Genomic DNA, 16535 nt, shown 5'->3' with positions numbered 1-16535 from the left:
CTCGCGAGTTTGCGTAAACGCCGGAAGGCTTCCTTGACTTTCGTTAAGAAGGCCAGCCGGTCTTTCCCAAGACATCGAAACATCTTCCGAGCAACTGCATCCGGCCGGTGCCGGGCTTGACTTTGGTTAAGGAAACGAGTGCGCGCCCTGTCACCCTCAAGGCCACGATCAACTCGGGGAAAGGAGCGCGTAATGCGCGAAGTCATGACCAAAAGCATGGCCCGAAATATTTTTTATGGCGGGTCACTCTTCTTCATCATCATCTTCCTGGGGCTGTCGATCCACAGTCACCTCTACATAACCGGGACGTCGACCAATCACGCCGGCATCACCGCAAGCGTGGCTGCCGGCAAGCGTGTCTGGGAAGACAAGGCCTGCATCAACTGCCACACGATCTTGGGGGAAGGGGCGTACTTCGCGCCTGAAGTGGGCAACGTGATGACCCGCTGGGGTGTTCTTGACGACCCGGACGCAGCCTTCGAGACGCTGAAAGGATGGATGGAATCCATGCCGACCGGCATCGAGGGGCGCAGGCAGATGCCGAATTTCAACCTGACCGACGAGGAAATCCGCGACCTCGCGAACTTCCTGATCTGGACCGACAAGATCGACGCCCAGGGCTGGCCGCCGAACGACGCCGGCTGATCCGAAAGCAAGAGGAACGAAAGATGAAATACGAATCACAAAAGGTCGCCATGGCGTATTTCGCAGTCGCGCTGGCCCTGTTTGCAGTTCAGGTGCTCGGCGGACTACTGGCGGGCTGGGTCTATGTTCAGCCGAACTTCCTGTCCGAACTGCTGCCCTTCAACATCATTCGCATGCTGCACACGAACAGCCTGATCGTGTGGTTGCTCCTTGGGTTCTTCGGAGCCGCATATTTTCTCATTCCCGAGGAAGCGGAAAGAGAGATCCATTCGCCCAAGCTCGCATACCTGCAACTGGCGATCCTCGTGATCGGCACTCTGGGCGTGGTCGTCACCTATGTCTTCAACCTGTTCGAAGGCAATTTCCTGCTCGGCAAGGAAGGCCGGGAGTTCATCGAGCAGCCCAAATGGGTCAAGGCGGGGATCGTCGTGGCCGCGCTCATCTTCCTTTACAACGTCACCATGACGGTGCTGAAGGGCAAGAAGACCGCGATCACAAATATCCTTCTTCTGGGCTTGTGGGGCCTGGCGTTGCTGTTCCTGTTCAGCTTCTACAATCCGAGCAACCTGTCGCTGGACAAGCAGTACTGGTGGTACATCGTCCACCTTTGGGTTGAAGGCGTCTGGGAGCTGATCATGGCCTCCATTCTCGCCTATCTCATGCTGAAGCTGACCGGTGTCGACCGCGAAGTCGTCGAAAAATGGCTTTACGTCATTGTCGCCGCAGCGCTCTTCTCGGGCATTCTGGGAACGGGCCACCACTACTACTGGATCGGCACGCCTGGTTATTGGCAGTGGATCGGGTCCATTTTCTCTGCCCTGGAAGTCATCCCCTTCTTCGCGATGATGGCCTTTGCGTTCGTCATGGTCTGGAAGGGTCGGCGCGACCATCCGAACAAGGCCGCGCTCCTGTGGTCCCTCGGCTGCGCGACACTTGCCTTTTTCGGTGCCGGTGTCTGGGGCTTTCTGCACACGCTGCACGGTGTCAACTACTACACGCACGGCACGCAGATCACGGCCGCGCATGGACACCTGGCCTTCTTCGGCGCTTACGTGTCGCTGAACCTGGCAATCATCACCTATGCAATGCCGCTTCTGCGGAACCGGGAGCCCTATAACCAGGTGCTCAACATGGCCTCCTTCTGGCTCATGTCGAGCGGCATGGCTTTCATGACCTTCGTGCTGACCTTTGCCGGGACCATCCAGACCCATCTGCAACGCGTCAATGGTGAGTATTTCATGGACGTCCAGGATCAGTTGGCCCTGTTCTACTGGATGCGGTTTGGATCCGGAGCGGTGTTCGTGCTTGGGGCGGTCCTGTTTATCTACGCGATTGCGGTGCCGAAACGCGAGGTCATCGAGCCCGGCAAAGCTGCCGGCATGCCTGCGGAGTAATGGAGATGGAAGGATCTGTATCCTTGGGAAAAGGGGCGGCAGGCGTCCCTTTTTACCTCCCTCAGGGCGACGAACGCACGGTGTTTGAAGCCGCTTACAGCAACAACCTGCCGGTTCTTCTGAAAGGGCCGACGGGCTGTGGCAAGACGCGTTTCGTCGCCCATATGGCGGCAACGCTGGGGCGCAAGCTTTACACCGTTGCCTGCCATGACGATCTTGCCGCCGCCGACCTGATTGGCCGGTACCTGCTCAAGGGCGGGGAAACGGTCTGGGTCGACGGCCCTTTGACGCGGGCGGTTCGGGAAGGGGCGATCTGCTATCTGGACGAAGTCGTGGAGGCACGCAAGGACGTTACCGTCGTGCTGCATCCGCTGACCGATGATCGCAGAACGCTTCCCATTGACCGGACCGGCGAAGAACTGGCGGCCGCGCCCGGTTTCATGCTGATTGCCTCCTACAATCCCGGTTACCAGAACATCCTGAAGACGCTGAAGCCCTCGACGCGCCAGCGTTTCATCTCGCTTGAATTCGACTTCCCGTCACCCAGTCTCGAAGTCGAGATCGTGGCCGAGGAAAGCGGTTTGGATAGGGACCGGGTGACTGCGCTTGTTCGGCTGGCCGGAAAGCTGCGGGCTCTGAAAGGCCAGGATCTTGAAGAGGGTGTTTCAACCCGGCTGGTCGTCTACGCGGCCACGCTGATCGCACAGGGTATGCCGGTCGACCGCGCTATTCTCGCGGCGATGGTCGAGCCGCTGACCGACGACGAGGACGTGAAACGCGGGCTCCTCGATCTTGCCACGGCCGTGTTTGGGTGAGGCCAGACCGATGGGCAGGATCGACTTCGAGCCATGGGAACCCGAAGAAACCGTCGGGAAACTGTGGCACGCATTTGCAAGCCGCCTGGATGCACCCGAGGTGCATCATGGAGCCGCGGTCGGCCTCTCAGAGGTCGGCGGGCGGCTTGCAGTGCTTTTTCGGGGGCTGGGGGGAAGTCACAGTGTTGATTTGCGCCCGGTCTCCGATGAAGTTTCACACCACCGCCTCGGTTTCCTGAGGCGGCTCGGGACTGAAACGGAAACCGTTCCGCAGGCAAGCTTCGATGGAGAGACCTTCCGTCTGCCGGAGACGCTGGCCGTCTTTCCCTTCCGGGAGGCAAATGCCGCGCTCTACGTCTGGCTGACGGCCATGGCCGCGCATGCGCCGCGTTTTCAGCCGGAGGATGATCTGCTGCGCGCAGACTTGCGGACGCTGCATCATGTCGAGGCAAGTATCCGCAAGACTCTCGAAACGGCTCCTGGGCTCGAGCCCCTGTACCGGGAACTCAGCCGAGGCGCTCTCGCAACGCGCAAATTGACAGGCCTTCCCGTCATGGAAGCGCGGATTGAAAAGCTCGTGCGTCACATGCTTGGCGATCCAACCGAGCTTGCCGCGGACGTCGAGGAACTGAAGGCCAAGGTCCGGGAGGGGGATCTTTCGGACATTTGCGCTCAGCGCGGGTATCGGCCATTTCGGCCTGTCCCGGTCTGGCTGAAGGTGCGTGAAGTCATGTTCTCGACAGGCGACGCGGTTGAAGACCGCGATACGGAGGGTACGCCCGAAGAGGCCTCAGGCAAGACCCTGAAGGCGAGGAGACGAAAAGCCGACCAGGCGGAACGAAAGGACAGCCTGATCCTGCACAAGTTCGAGGCAATTCTGAGTTGGGCCGAGTTCCTCAATCTGAACCGCCGCGTCGATGACGATGACAATGACGATGCAAAGAAGGCTGCGGAGGATCAGGAGGAAATTGGCTTGGGTCAGATTTCCAAGGCGCCGGCAACACGATTGAAATTGCATCTTGATCTGGCACCGGAAGATGTCGACAGGGAAAAACTGTCCGGGAAAGTTCTTTATCCGGAGTGGGACACGCGCACCGGCAAGTATCTGCCTGATCACGCCTGTGTTCTGACGAGTGTTGCCGATGCCGATCCGGACCGGGAGACTGCCGATGAAGATCCCCGTGCTGCAAGGCGCATCCGCGCGGTCAAGCGGCAGTTCGAGGCCTTGCGTCCCGGACGTGTCACAACCCGTGGGCATCTTGAGGGTGACGGCCTCGACATGGACGCGGCCGTCAGGTCCCAGGTTGAACGGATTGCCAGCGGCATCGGCAACGAGCGGATCTGGCAGCAAACACGGCCGGAAGCACGTGACCTTGCCGTTTCCATTCTTCTGGACGTGTCCCGGTCGACGGAGAGTGCGGTTACCGGGCGGGCGGTCATTGACATCGAGCGCGAAGCGCTGACGGCACTCGCCTGGGGGCTGAATGCCTGCGGCGACGATTTTGCCATCTCCGCTTTTTCTTCGTTGAAGCGGCACCGCGTCTATCTGCAGAGATGCAAACGTTTCGACGAACCGATGTCGGCAACGGTAGAACATCGCATACGTGGCCTGAAACCGGGGTTCTACACCCGGTTGGGAGCTGCCATGCGCCACACATCCAAGGAACTGGAAACCCAGTCCCGCAAGCGCAGGCTGCTTCTGGTCATCACCGACGGCAAGCCGAATGATCTGGATCACTATGAGGGCCGGCACGGGATCGAAGACACCCGAATGGCTGTTCGGGAGGCCCGGCGGGCCGGGCAATCGGTCTTCGGCGTGACCATCGACAAATCCGCGAAATCCTGGTTCCCGCGCCTGTTCGGACAGGGAGGGTTCGCGGTTATCCCGCATCCGGACCGGCTGACCCAGGCGTTGCCGCAGATCTACAGACAGCTCGTTGGAGGGTGACGGAATGTCCGCCGGGCAACTGGACAGAACCGGCGGTCTGGATGATCTGCCCGGCGATCTGATGATGTGGGTCCTGATCGTGAGCGAACTGTTGGTCTTCGGAGCCGGGCTTGCCGCCTTCCTCGCTGTAAGGATCACCGATCCGGCGGGGTTCGCCGCTGCCAGTACCCATCTTCATCCAACGCTTGCAGGGGTCAACACGCTGATCTTGATCACAAGCGGTTTCCTTGCCGCCCGTGCGCTTGATTTCAGCCTGGCCGGCAGGATACCTGCCGCACGTCTAGCGCTTCTTGAAGCAGGGGGGCTCGGAGCCCTGTTCCTCGCGATCAAGATCTATGAATACGCCGAAGTGGCTGCCAGGGGAAATTCGACCGAAACCCATCCTTTTTTCACGTTCTACTATCTCCTGACCGGCTTTCATGCCCTGCATGTTGTGGCAGGCATGCTCATCCTTGTGCTGATCGCATGGAAGGTCACGCCCCGAAATCTGGAAGTCGGTACGGCTTTCTGGCACATGGTCGATCTTGTCTGGGTGCTGCTGTTTCCCGTGATCTATCTTTTGGCGTGACGATGACATGAGTTTCAACCCGACAACCCGGGCCTGGTTCAGCCTTCTCATCATCAGCTGTGCATCGGTTATGGTCGCGGCGGGAGCTGCGCAGATGCATGCGGCTTGGGGAACAGGGGCGCTGGTGCTGGTGTTTGCCTGGATCAAGGCACGCATCGTCCTTTCCAGGTATCTCGGCCTCGGCCAGGCACCGCGCATCCTATCCGGCTTCAACTGGGCACTCGGTCTTCTCTGTCTGCTGCTGCTCGGCCTGTACCTGGCTCCTGAGGTCATTGCCTGAAGGCTGCGGCAAGCGGCTCAGGCAGGTCGAATTCGGCAAGGACCCTTTGACGCGCGTCGTCCGACATCTTGCGTGCCGTCTTTTGCACGATCCCGAGCACTTTCGCGTCGTTGTGCTTGGCGGCAAAGGGCGAGAAATACCACTTCAGGAACACGAAGCAGATGACGTCTTCCAGCGACTGGACGTCCTTGTGGCGCTTGATGCCTTCCTTGCGAAGCATCCGGCCGGTTGCGTCGATATCCGCAACGCCGTACCCGGCCGCAGCCATGATTGCACCAACCCGCTGCGCATGATGTTCGGCAAGTTCACGGCGCCAGGCATGATAGCCCGCCTTGCCTTCAGGGTAGGTCGCGCGCGGCAAGATCCAACGCTCGATATGCTGTCCCCGCGCGGCGATCCTGAGCGGATCGGAGGCATCTGGATAAAGCCGTTCGAGTTCGGCGCTCATGCGCCTTCCGTAGAGTAACGCGGCAGGTTCACCGTCTTCAAGGTTGGGATCGGCTGCATTCGCTTCATCAATCGCCGATAGGGCGCCATTCAGGCAACTCACTGTGCTTTGTGCCATGCTTCAACCGGGTCGGTTTCGGAATATTCTCGCAAACGATCGATATTCTCGATTGCGGCGTTGTTCCTGTTGATGTGGACACCGATCGTTTTAAGCTTGGAAAAGGATCGGGACAGGCTTTCGGGCTTCATGCCGAGGCGTCCTGCGATCAGGAACTTGTCATAGGGCAGGGTCACGACACAACTGCCTTCTTCCTGGTGACAGAGACCCAAGAGAAATTCGGCGACCCGCTGAGGCCCCGTCTGCGCTTTCAGTTGCTCCAGTTGGGCGACGAGAGAGTGCAGGTGCGTGAAGGTAGATGCCAACACTGAAACCGCGATTTCCGGGTCCCGTCGCATCGCCTCCAGGAGAGCAACGCTCGGAATGCGCATGACTTCGCAAGCCGTCACGGCTTCCGCGGAGACCGGATAGGCATGTCCGCGGAAAGCGACCGCCTCGCCGAAGCTCTCACCCTTTGCGAAGACATTCACAACGGCTTCACCGCCATTCGGGGCGATCCGGTAAAGCTTGACCCAGCCTTCGGTGACAATGTGAATGGCGTGAGCGGTTTCGCCCTGAAGGAACAGTGTTTCGCCGCGATCATATTCGCGCCAGCTCGACAAGCCGAGGAGCGTGTCCTGTATGTCCTGCGGAAAACTCTGCAACAGCAAAGAGGTCTGCGCGATCTTGCGGCGGCGTTCGTTTGGCATCTCAGTTTTATCCGGATTCACCTGCGCGAACCCGCTCCCTCCCAAATTTGCAACTCAGATTAGCAGAATGACGGGACACGCGATTTGCTCCTGATCAAAGCGCGTTTCGAATATCTGTCCCTTGACCAATGTCATGTAGCGCGCGGCGCACCGCCGTTAGGGTTCTTGCCAGTCGGGAAAGCGGCACATCATGACGAGCCCGGATGCGGTCAGGTCAAAGTATCTGGCCCTTTGGCGATGTCCCGCGCTTCTCGCCGCGATCAATGATGCCATAGACCCTCTTGTCCATGCGCTGCATTCCGAATGCCCGCAGGTTCTTCCGCCGATCGCCGCACGATTGGTTGGAACGACAGGAACGTGTTTGGTCGCCTTTCCGAGGCCAAAGGCGATCGGAGCAGCCGGGCGAAGTCAGCTGACTTTGCCCGGCCCGGCTTTCGTCTGTTTGATAGGTGTTTTGCTGGCCGAGGAATGCGAAAAGAACAAAAAAACGGGCAAGTAAGTCTAATTGTAAAAATAAATGGCGGTGAGGGTGGGATTCGAACCCACGGTACGCTCTCACGCACGGCGGTTTTCAAGACCGCTGCCTTAAACCACTCGGCCACCTCACCAATGCAGCCATGGCGCGTCGGCGCGGGCGGCATGTGTTTCCGTTTCGTTGGTCTTGAGCGGAAAGTCAAGAGCCAGCCATTCGGCGGGCGGGGAATTCGGAAAAATCGTGTGGAGGGCGGCGAAGGCCGCAGGCGGGGCCTTTGGCATGTTCCGGTTCCGGGCGCTTTGGGTTGGGTAGGGCAGGGTGCGCAGCGGCACCGGAACATGACAAAGTGTGGGGCCGCCGGTCCGGTGTCGTGGGCAGGGTTTGAACCGGCGGCCAAAGCTGGAGGTGGGTTCCAGCATTGCTGTGACAGGGCGGTCACGAGCAATGAAGACACACTAGGCCGAACCGCCGGCAACCGATGTGACCTACATCACAACCTGATCATTTGACGATTTTTTGCGGACTGTCACTTGTCTGCAACAATTTCGGGATCGTACAAATTTCATGTATTTCAGTTACTTACCGCAACGGAACTCGACCCGGGAGCGTAAACGGCGTCAAAACCTGTGACTGTCCGGAAAAGGCGCGCCGGACAGCCTCGACGGGGCGTTTACTTTGCAGTAAGACACTTGCGATTAAACAGGCTGGATGTCTGGGATGTACCGCGGGGGCAGTACATCGACGGTGTAAAAACCGGCAGACGGAAAAAGTAGCCTGGAACCGGCCTGTTTGAAGCCGGAGTATCGCGTGAGCTACGGGGCCGCCAGCGCGTTTATGAGTAGGACGGCAGGATGCAAGGGATGGGCGTAGAAACTTGCCGCACGGCAGGAACGTCTTCGGGGACAAACCGCTGCGGATCTGAGCGAAGCAGCTGGAAACAACTGCGCACGGTGGTGCTGACGGTCGCCGCGGTATCGTTTGTGGCCGCGTGCAGCTCCGCTCCCGAAAAACCCAAGGCCAAGTTCAGCCCCGAAAAATACGGCGTGAAGGCCAGCCCGCGCATGGTCGCTGCCGGCAAACCGGTGCCCAAGGGCGGCGGACGCTATGTCATCGGCAAGAAGTACAAGATCGCCGGCAAGTGGTACTACCCGGAGCATGACCCGGACTACAGGAAGACAGGACTCGCCTCCTGGTACGGCCCGACATTCCACGGACGGAAGACGGCGAACGGCGAAATCTTTGACCGCAACGCTCTGACCGCCGCTCACACCACGATGCCCCTGCCGTCTTATGCACGCGTGACGAACACGGCCAACGGCCGTTCGATGATCGTCCGCGTGAACGATCGCGGCCCCTTCCATGGCAATCGCATCATCGACCTGTCCGAACGTGTTGCAACGATGCTGGACACGAAATCGGCGGGCGTGGGCAAGGTCAAGGTCGAGTATGTCGGCCGGGCTCCGCTTCACGGTGAGGACGAAGAATACCTGATGGCGTCCTATACCGGCCCGGGCTCCGTCGCACCCGGCGCATCGCGTCCGGGCACTCTGATCGCCCAGGTCCCGGCTGAACTCATCTACGGCAAGGTTCCGGCTCCCGCCGCACGGCCTTACCTTTCCGCGGCAACACTTGCCTCCGCGAAACGGGGCCAGCCAGGCGTACAGGTCGCGGCGTTCGACCCGGCGATTGCCTTCGAAGCCGGAAACCCCGCCATCAAGGTCGCGTCCAACAACCGCTTCCAGCCAGCCACGGGGTCCCTTTCGTCCAGCTACGCTCCGGCGAACAAGCCGCTACAAGCTCCGTTCCCGGGTTCGGCTGACGGCTTCCAGTCCGGAAGCGCGATTTCGTCCTATACGGCGAACCAGCGCATTTCCGGGGCTCACGCGGTCTTGTCCACAACCGCGTCGCAAGGTCTTTCCATGCGTCAGCTGGCTGCTAAGATCCCATCGGGCAACTAGCAAAAACGGGATCTGATCACTGTGCCCGTTGACCTAAGAAAGGAAACGGCAGGGTGATGGGCCTCTCAATTTCAGCATGGCGCAAGCGACTGCAAACAAGAGCCTTCTGCGCCGCCTTGTTGGCTGTGTCCGCTGCAACGCCCGGCCCGGCGTCGGCGGTTGAATCCATCGTCACAAAGGCACCGAAGGCTTTCCTGCTCGAACCTGAATCCGGCACTGTTCTCTATTCGAAGGCCCCGGACGAACCGTTTACGCCGGGCTCGCTCGTCAAGGTCATGACCGCGGCGACCATTTTCAAGCTTCTGAAGGAAGGCGAGGCGCAGCCCGACCAGCTTTGCAATGTCAGTGAACACGCCTGGCGAACGGGCGGTGCACCGTCACGCAAATCGACCATGTTTGCCGCCATCAAGTCGGACATCGCGATCGAGGACCTTCTGAAAGGATTGCTCGTCCACAATGCCAATGATGCGGCGATTGTGCTTGCGGAGTGCATCGACGGCTCCGAAGAGGCTTTTGCACAGCGCATGACGGACCTGGCCGCGTCCCTCGGCATGACCGCGAGCACCTTTTCCAATGCAACCGGCTATGACGAAGCGCCCAACAGCACGACAGTGCGCGACCAGGCGCGGCTCGCCGAATATATCGTTGAGCAGCATCCGGACCTCTACGATCTGTTTTCCATTCCGGAATTCACCTGGAACAAGATCTACCAGCGGAACAAGAACCCGCTTCTGGGGGAAATCAGGAACCTCGACGGACTGGGCGGCGGCAATCACCCGGAGGACGGCTTTTCCGGTCTTGCCTCGGTGGACCGCAACGGACGGCGCATCATTGCAGCCGTCGCAGGCCTCAATTCGGACAAGCACCGGCTGCAGTCGCTCAACGAGGTGATCGGCGGTGCGTGGGAATTCTACGCCATCAAGACGATCTACCCGGCCGGCGAAAAGATCGCCGACGGACGCGTTTTCGGTGGCGTTGCCGGCACGGTGCCGCTCGTGGCAAAGACTGATGTCAACGTCCTGCTCGCCCGGGGCGGAAGCCTCGATTACCGGCTGCGCGTTGTCTACGATGGCCCGCTGCAGGCTCCCGTGAACAAGGGAACGCCTGCCGGAGAACTGCGTGTCATCGGCAAGGAAGGGGTCGTCTACAGGGCACCGCTGGTGACCGGTGCGGACGTTCCCGAGGGCACGCTGATGAACAGGGCGATGGACGGTCTGCAGGAACTCCTGTTCGGCTGGATCGGATAAGTCCCCAACACGGTGCAGCCGGACACGATTCCCTGTTTGAAAGCGGCACGTTTGCCCTGTATCAGTTGATAGGCAAGGCCAAGCGTTCATGTGACGGGCCGGCCTGAAGGAGACGGGAAAAGCTTGTCGGGATATTTCATTACCTTCGAAGGCGGAGAGGGGGCGGGCAAGTCGACTCAGATTACCCGTCTGAAGGCGTTTCTGGAAAAAAACGGCAAGTCGGTTGTCGTCACGCGAGAGCCGGGGGGCTCGCCGGGCGCGGAAAAGATCCGGTCGCTGCTGCTGTCGGGTGGCGCAAAGGATCAGGGACCGCACGCGGAAGCCATGCTGTTCGCGGCGGCGCGCGCGGATCATGTCGATGCCACGATCAAGCCGGCGCTGGAACGCGGTGATTGGGTTCTGTGCGACCGTTACTCCGATTCCACGCGCGTTTATCAGGGCGAGGCAGGCGTCGAACAGGACTACCTCAAGCTTCTCGAACTGGCCGCCGTTGCAGGTCTGAGGCCGGACATGACGCTCCTGATCGATGTTCCTCCAAAGATCGGCCTGAGCCGCGTCGCCAAGCGATCCCAGTCCGACGACAGTGGCGGACCGGACCGTTTCGAAGATGAAGCTGTCGCCGTTCACGAGCGAAGACGCAAAATGTTCCTGCAGTTGGCGCTTGATGAAGCGTACAGATTCACGATTATTGACGGGTCGCGCGACGAGGACTTTGTCGAGCGCGAAGTCCGCAAGGCTGTACTGAGCACCTTTCCCGAGGAATTTGACCTCGACGTGGAGCATGTGACGACACCCGAGAGGCCGTTCTGATGGCACGCCGGAATGAACCCCTCGACATCCCGGAGGTGGATGCGCTGCCCGGGTACCCGTTGCCGAATGAACAGACGCGCCTTGTCGGGCACAAGGCGACGGAGAGAGAACTCCTGGATGCCTACCGTTCGCAGCGCATCCATCACGCCTGGATCCTCGGTGGCGCCAAGGGCATCGGCAAGGCGACCCTGGCCTTCCGGTTCGCGAAATTCATCGTCGCCAATCCCGACCGGTTCGGGTCCGAGGTGTCCGCCGCAGCCGATCTCTCTGTTCCCGGGGATCATCCGGTGTTGAGGCAGGTGGCGGCGGGCGGTCACCCGAACATCTTGCACCTGCGCAGGCCCTGGGACGAAAAGTCAAAGCGGTTCAAAACCGATCTCCCGGTGGACGAGGTCCGCAGAACCGTCTCGTTTTTCGGCACGACGGCTTCGGCGAAAGCCTGGCGCATTTGCATTGTCGACGCTGCCGACGACATGAATGCAAGTTCTGCCAACGCCCTGTTGAAGATACTCGAGGAGCCGCCGGAGCGCTGCCTCTTTCTGGTTCTCAGCCACGCGCCGGGACGCCTCCTGCCGACCATTCGCTCCAGGTGCCGCCGGCTCGGCCTGGACGCGCTCAGCCCATCCGAAATATCGGAAGGCCTGCAGTTGCTTGGCGTGGATCCCCTACCGACGGCCAATGACCTTGATGAACTTGCAGCGACGGCCGACGGCAGTCTGCGGGCGGCCATTTCCCTGTTGTCCGGTGACGGGCTCGCGATCGCCAAGGGCGTGCGGCGTCTGGCCGACAATGCAGCACAACTGGACCTCAGCGCCGTCCATGCGCTTGCCGATCTCGTCACCGCGCGCGGTCAATCCGACAACTGGTTGAATTTTCAGCATGTTCTGGAACGCCTGTGTCACGAACGCATGAGCCGGGATGTCAAGGCCGGCGTGCGGTCAGCCTATCGCCACGTCGAGCTTTGGGAAAACGCCAGCCGTGCGATCCGCGATGCGGACGCGCTCAATCTCGACCGGAAACAAGTGGTGCTCGACTTTTTCTTCGCCTTGCGCGCAGCCTGAGCGGAACCGCTCTTGGGAAATAACCGGTTTCCGGCTATCAAGGCGCGCCGAACAGTCTCGATTCCAGGATCTTTCATGCTTGTCGACAGCCATTGCCACCTTGATTTTCCAGATTTCGACAACGAGCGGGACGATCTGATCGCGCGGGCGCATGCCGCGGGCGTCGATCTGATGGTCACCATCTGCACGCATATCCGCAAGTTCGACCGGATCAAGGCAATCGCGGAGACCTATGACGAGGTCTACTGTTCCGTCGGCACGCATCCGCACAATGCCGGCGTCGAACGCGGCATCCCGGTGGACGACATTGTTGCCCTGGCGGCGCATCCGAAGGTCGTTGCAATCGGTGAAGCCGGTCTCGACTATTTCTATGACAAGGCACCGCGCGATGCACAGGCCGAGGGCCTGCGCGTTCATATCGAGGCCGCGCGCCAGACCGGACTGCCGCTTGTCATTCATGCGCGCGACGCGGACGACGACATGGCGGCGATCCTGCGCGATGAAATGGGGAAGGGGGCCTTCCCTGCTCTCCTGCACTGTTTTTCCTCAGGAAGGGATCTTGCCCTTACCGGGATTGAACTCGGTCTCTATGTTTCTTTCTCCGGCATTCTGACCTTCAAGAAGTCCGAAGACCTGCGTGCGATCGCCCGGGACCTTCCGGCCGACCGGCTCCTCGTTGAAACGGATGCGCCTTACCTCGCACCCCAGCCCCGGCGCGGCAAACGCAACGAGCCTGCCTATACGGCCATGACCGCTGCCGTTCTGGCTGAAACACGGGGTGTCTCCGAAGAGGAAATGGCGCGTCAGACAACCGAGAATTTTTTCCGGCTTTTTCAAAAGGTCCCGAGGCCTGCCGCAGTCGGCGGGACGGCGCAGCAATGAGTGTCCGGCTGACAATCCTGGGGTGCGGATCGTCCGCCGGCGTACCGCGCATCGGCAATGACTGGGGCGCTTGCGACCCGGAAGAGCCGAAAAACCGCCGCCGGCGCTGCGCGCTCCTTGTCGAAAAACGCGGTGAATACGGGTGCACGAGCGTCCTGATCGACACGGGACCGGACCTGCGCGAACAGATGCTGGCGGCGAATGTCAGCCATGTCGACGCGGTGCTTTACACCCATGCACATGCCGATCATCTGCACGGGATCGACGACTTGCGCGCCTTCTGGCTGCTCAGCCGTCGCCGCACACCCGTCTACATGGACGATGAAACACACCAGCGCGCCCTGGAGGCCTTCCGCTATTGTTTCGAAAAACCGGAAGGCTCGAACTATCCTCCGATCCTGGAGCACCGGTCGGTCGCACACGGCAAGCCGGTCGAGATCGTCGGAGACGGCGGTACGCTGACATTCGAGCCGATCACCGTCAGGCATGGCGACATTGATGCGCTTGGCTACAGGATAGATAACGCGGCTTACATCCCGGATGTATCCGATATCTCAGAAAATTCGCTCAATAAATTGAAATTACTGGATATTCTCATTCTTGATTGCCTTCGACGCACACCGCATCCAAGCCATTTCTGCCTTGAGGATTCGCTGGAATGGACGGCTCGGATCAAGCCGAAAACCGCGGTTTTCACGAACCTGCATTGCGATCTCGACTATGCCGAACTGAGCCGCGAATTGCCGGAAACGATCCAGCCTGCCTATGACGGTATGCAGATCGATCTGACAGTTCTTGAAGACGAAACCGGTCAGATGAGTCATGCCGGGTAAAACAAACCCGAAACTGCCGACGATCGAACGATTGACAAGGTCGGCCGTTCACTACCTGGAACGCTACAGTTCGTCGCAAAACAATCTGCGCAAGGTGCTGGAACGCCGTGTCCTGAAAGCCTGCCGTCATCACGGCCTGGACCCGGCAGAGTTTTCCGAAATGATCGACAAGGTTCTGAAAAGATGTGTCGATTCAGGGCTGGTCAATGATCGCAGCTATGCAGAGACCAAAACGGCAAGCCTCAGACGCCGCGGCGGTTCGCGCCGCAAGATCGAAGCGCAACTGACACAGAAAGGCGTCGATCGCGACACGATCCGGTCCGTGCTGGACGACGGCGCCGGAACCGAGGAAGAAGCCGCCGCAGCGTATGCACGAAGACGCAGGCTCGGTCCGTTTCGAAACGCCGCAGACAGAGCCGCACGCCGCGAGAAAGATCTTGCTGCCATGTGCCGCGCAGGCTTTTCATTCGACATCGCGTTGCGGGTCATCGATGCCGCAAAAGACGACGCGTAGCAGTGCAGGCAGACGCGGCCACAGGCACGTTGCGCTAAACGTCTGAAATGAAGCGCTGTTTCGCCCAACCAAAAATGTTCCATAATATTGATTATGCGAATTAGTGATATGGATCTCGCCTGATACAATACCGGCACCTTCAAACCCACCCCTCGATCCGTCACGCACTTCTTGAACAGCGTGTCGCGTATCCCTGCCGTCGTCGTTCCAGGGTCAGGCCTTCGTCGAGACACACCGGCAATAGAAACTTGCTTGTTGCCAATCTACAGGATTAGGGTTCGCCCGCGCGCCGCAAGCGCGTCCTACGGCAATGTGATTCAGAACACGGACGAAACCTGGATTTTTGATAGACTTGTGTTTGACTGTTTGAAGCGTCCGCCGGGAAACCGGCCGGTCACATATCCGGTTCACGACACGAGGATGGCGACCATGTCCGCGACTTTTAATGCATCTGATTGGGAAGTGTCCGGTTACATGGATGGCGGCGTCGGTGCGGGTATTGCCGGCGGATACTGGACGTTCATATTCAGAAGCCGCGCAGCGAACTATGCAGGCCTTTACGGATTTGCCGGCGGTGGACTGGGCTTCGGCGGTCGCGGCGGATCGATTTCCCTTCCCGAGTTCGGCGGCGAAGCTGCGCACTACTCCTATACGCGCATCAACTGCAACCGCATTTTCAGCGCCAACGACCTGGACGGCTGCTATGGCCGGTTGACGACGGCGGGCGCCGGTGCTGGCGCAGGTTACGGCCTGTGCAGCATCACGGCCGGCAACATGGGCGGCATGCTTTTCAGCAGCCAGGATGTCAACGGACCGGGTTTCACGGCAGGTGCATCCGCGATGACCACGATGGGCATCTGGGCACGTGTGACCGTCCTGGGCTATTCGATGACGTGAACCACAAGATACGTTTTTTCTCGCAGAGACCTGTCAATTTGCACAAATTTACGCTGCGTAATCTGGATGTTAGCCTGTGCTTCCCGCACTGGTGAAATCTGGAAGCGCACAGGTCGTCGAGATTGTCGCCCGGTTTGATCAGATCGGCAGGGTCACTAAGGGAGGCAGTCTCATGAAAAAATACGTCATTGAGCGCGACATCGAAGGTGTCGGCAGCATGAACGCCGAACAGCTTTGCGGCGCAGCCAACACATCCAATGATGCCTTGGCCCAGCTAGCCCCAAAGGTGCAGTGGCAGCACTCATATGTCACGGGCGACAAGACCTTTTGCATCTATCTTGCTGAGGACGAGCAGGCGATCCGGAAACACGCGGAAATCAGCGGTTTTCCGGCGAACAGGATTACCGAAGTCGTTACCGTGATCGACCCGACAACGGCAGGCTGATCAGAACGGAAAAACGGAGCTTCGCGAAAGGCGCGCCGTCATGCCCGGCACGCGAACTGCGGGATCAGTCGTCGTAGCGTGCCCCTCGCCCGCGCATTTTCTTGATCTGACCGCGCTGCTTTTTGGCGTCCAGGCGGCGTTTCTTCGACCCCAGTGTCGGCTTGGTTGCCTTGCGGGGCTTCGGTTTCTCCATCGCCTTGCGCAGCAGGTCCAACAGCCGTTCGAGCGCGTCCTCACGGTTGCGCTCACGCGTTCGGAAGCGGTCGGCCTGAAGGACGATTTCGCCATGCTGCGTGAGGCGGCTGCCCGCAATCCGCGCCGCGCGTGACTTGACGTCTTCCGGCAGGCTCTCGTTGCCCGCGAGATTGAACCGCAATTGCACGGCCGTGGAGACCTTGTTGACGTTCTGCCCACCGGGCCCGGACGCCCGGATGAACTCTTCGGAGATATCCTCTTTTCTGATATGGATCTTGCCAAGAACCGGAATGCGCGATGCGGAATGAGGGTCT

General features: G+C 59.8%; 19 protein-coding genes and 1 tRNA gene. 15 read left to right on the top strand and 5 right to left on the bottom strand.

Annotation, left to right across the window (positions count from 1 at the left end):
* The first annotated feature begins 192 nt into the window (after nucleotides 1-192).
* The 6 genes from ACO08A_RS24880 to ACO08A_RS24855 are packed head-to-tail and all read left to right on the top strand — an operon-like array spanning nucleotide 193 to nucleotide 5650.
* The gene (locus ACO08A_RS24880) at nucleotides 193-645 is read left to right on the top strand and encodes a c-type cytochrome (RefSeq protein WP_422038547.1); all 453 of its coding nucleotides are present in this window, start codon (nucleotides 193-195) and stop codon (nucleotides 643-645) included.
* Nucleotides 646-668: 23 nt separating this feature from the next.
* Nucleotides 669-2039: a cbb3-type cytochrome c oxidase subunit I gene (locus ACO08A_RS24875; RefSeq protein ID WP_306144033.1), complete on the top strand. Its 1371-nt coding sequence runs from the start codon at nucleotides 669-671 to the stop codon at nucleotides 2037-2039.
* Nucleotides 2039-2854 (top strand): CbbQ/NirQ/NorQ/GpvN family protein, encoded by an 816-nt coding sequence (locus ACO08A_RS24870; protein WP_422038546.1) that lies wholly within the window; start codon nucleotides 2039-2041, stop codon nucleotides 2852-2854. Before ACO08A_RS24875 ends, ACO08A_RS24870 begins: the two co-directional genes overlap by 1 nt.
* A 10-nt stretch (nucleotides 2855-2864) precedes the next feature.
* Nucleotides 2865-4802, top strand: a complete 1938-nt coding sequence (locus tag ACO08A_RS24865) for a nitric oxide reductase activation protein NorD (protein WP_422038545.1) — start codon at nucleotides 2865-2867, stop codon at nucleotides 4800-4802.
* 4 nt (nucleotides 4803-4806) lie between these two features.
* Nucleotides 4807-5370 (top strand): cytochrome c oxidase subunit 3, encoded by a 564-nt coding sequence (locus ACO08A_RS24860; RefSeq protein ID WP_422038544.1) that lies wholly within the window; start codon nucleotides 4807-4809, stop codon nucleotides 5368-5370.
* Nucleotides 5371-5377: 7 nt separating this feature from the next.
* Entirely contained in the window at nucleotides 5378-5650 is a 273-nt protein-coding gene (locus ACO08A_RS24855) for a hypothetical protein (RefSeq protein WP_422038543.1), read from the top strand.
* On the opposite strand, the gene ACO08A_RS24850 is transcribed toward ACO08A_RS24855, so the two are convergent.
* From ACO08A_RS24850 to ACO08A_RS24835, 4 genes are all read right to left on the bottom strand, one after another.
* Entirely contained in the window at nucleotides 5640-6215 is a 576-nt protein-coding gene (locus ACO08A_RS24850) for a DUF4202 domain-containing protein (protein ID WP_422038542.1), read from the bottom strand. The two genes, ACO08A_RS24855 and ACO08A_RS24850, sit on opposite strands and share 11 nt — an antisense overlap.
* Nucleotides 6197-6904, bottom strand: coding sequence for a Crp/Fnr family transcriptional regulator (locus tag ACO08A_RS24845; protein ID WP_319387544.1), 708 nt, complete (start codon nucleotides 6902-6904; stop codon nucleotides 6197-6199). Before ACO08A_RS24845 ends, ACO08A_RS24850 begins: the two co-directional genes overlap by 19 nt.
* A 518-nt stretch (nucleotides 6905-7422) precedes the next feature.
* Nucleotides 7423-7512: transfer RNA gene (locus tag ACO08A_RS24840), tRNA-Ser, on the bottom strand.
* Nucleotides 7508-7660 carry a hypothetical protein gene (locus tag ACO08A_RS24835; protein WP_422038541.1) on the bottom strand — a complete coding sequence of 51 codons (153 nt, stop codon included), beginning with the start codon at nucleotides 7658-7660 and terminating at the stop codon, nucleotides 7508-7510. Before ACO08A_RS24835 ends, ACO08A_RS24840 begins: the two co-directional genes overlap by 5 nt.
* 579 nt (nucleotides 7661-8239) lie before the next feature.
* Between ACO08A_RS24835 and ACO08A_RS24830 the strand changes: the two genes are divergently transcribed.
* From ACO08A_RS24830 to ACO08A_RS24790, 9 genes are all read left to right on the top strand, one after another.
* Entirely contained in the window at nucleotides 8240-9337 is a 1098-nt protein-coding gene (locus ACO08A_RS24830) for a septal ring lytic transglycosylase RlpA family protein (protein WP_422038539.1), read from the top strand.
* 125 nt (nucleotides 9338-9462) lie between these two features.
* Nucleotides 9463-10584: a D-alanyl-D-alanine carboxypeptidase family protein gene (locus tag ACO08A_RS24825; protein WP_422041807.1), complete on the top strand. Its 1122-nt coding sequence runs from the start codon at nucleotides 9463-9465 to the stop codon at nucleotides 10582-10584.
* Between the two features lie 123 nt (nucleotides 10585-10707).
* Complete coding sequence (tmk, locus tag ACO08A_RS24820; RefSeq protein WP_422038537.1) at nucleotides 10708-11394, top strand: dTMP kinase; 687 nt, start codon at nucleotides 10708-10710, stop codon at nucleotides 11392-11394.
* Nucleotides 11394-12455: a DNA polymerase III subunit delta' gene (locus ACO08A_RS24815; protein WP_422038535.1), complete on the top strand. Its 1062-nt coding sequence runs from the start codon at nucleotides 11394-11396 to the stop codon at nucleotides 12453-12455. Before tmk ends, ACO08A_RS24815 begins: the two co-directional genes overlap by 1 nt.
* 75 nt (nucleotides 12456-12530) lie before the next feature.
* Complete coding sequence (locus ACO08A_RS24810; protein WP_422038534.1) at nucleotides 12531-13337, top strand: TatD family hydrolase; 807 nt, start codon at nucleotides 12531-12533, stop codon at nucleotides 13335-13337.
* A complete protein-coding gene (locus ACO08A_RS24805; RefSeq protein WP_422038533.1) occupies nucleotides 13334-14170 on the top strand; it encodes an MBL fold metallo-hydrolase in 837 nt (278 codons plus the stop codon). The genes ACO08A_RS24810 and ACO08A_RS24805 overlap by 4 nt, the downstream gene beginning before the upstream one ends.
* On the top strand, nucleotides 14160-14684 hold the full coding sequence (locus tag ACO08A_RS24800; protein WP_422038531.1) for a regulatory protein RecX: 525 nt from the start codon (nucleotides 14160-14162) through the stop codon (nucleotides 14682-14684). The genes ACO08A_RS24805 and ACO08A_RS24800 overlap by 11 nt, the downstream gene beginning before the upstream one ends.
* A 429-nt stretch (nucleotides 14685-15113) precedes the next feature.
* A complete protein-coding gene (locus tag ACO08A_RS24795) occupies nucleotides 15114-15581 on the top strand; it encodes a hypothetical protein (RefSeq protein WP_422038529.1) in 468 nt (155 codons plus the stop codon).
* Between the two features lie 172 nt (nucleotides 15582-15753).
* Nucleotides 15754-16026, top strand: a complete 273-nt coding sequence (locus ACO08A_RS24790; RefSeq protein WP_422038528.1) for a DUF4242 domain-containing protein — start codon at nucleotides 15754-15756, stop codon at nucleotides 16024-16026.
* Nucleotides 16027-16090: 64 nt separating this feature from the next.
* Here ACO08A_RS24790 and arfB read toward each other — a convergent pair whose 3' ends face one another.
* Nucleotides 16091-16513, bottom strand: coding sequence for an alternative ribosome rescue aminoacyl-tRNA hydrolase ArfB (arfB, locus tag ACO08A_RS24785; RefSeq protein WP_422041806.1), 423 nt, complete (start codon nucleotides 16511-16513; stop codon nucleotides 16091-16093).
* Nucleotides 16514-16535 lie beyond the last annotated feature (22 nt).

Origin of the sequence: Roseibium sp. (assembly GCF_965232425.1) — a bacterium.
Lineage (GTDB): Bacteria > Pseudomonadota > Alphaproteobacteria > Rhizobiales > Stappiaceae > Roseibium.
The sequence above is the reverse complement of the archived record's forward strand: the minus strand, read 5'-3'. Positions and strand labels throughout refer to the sequence as shown.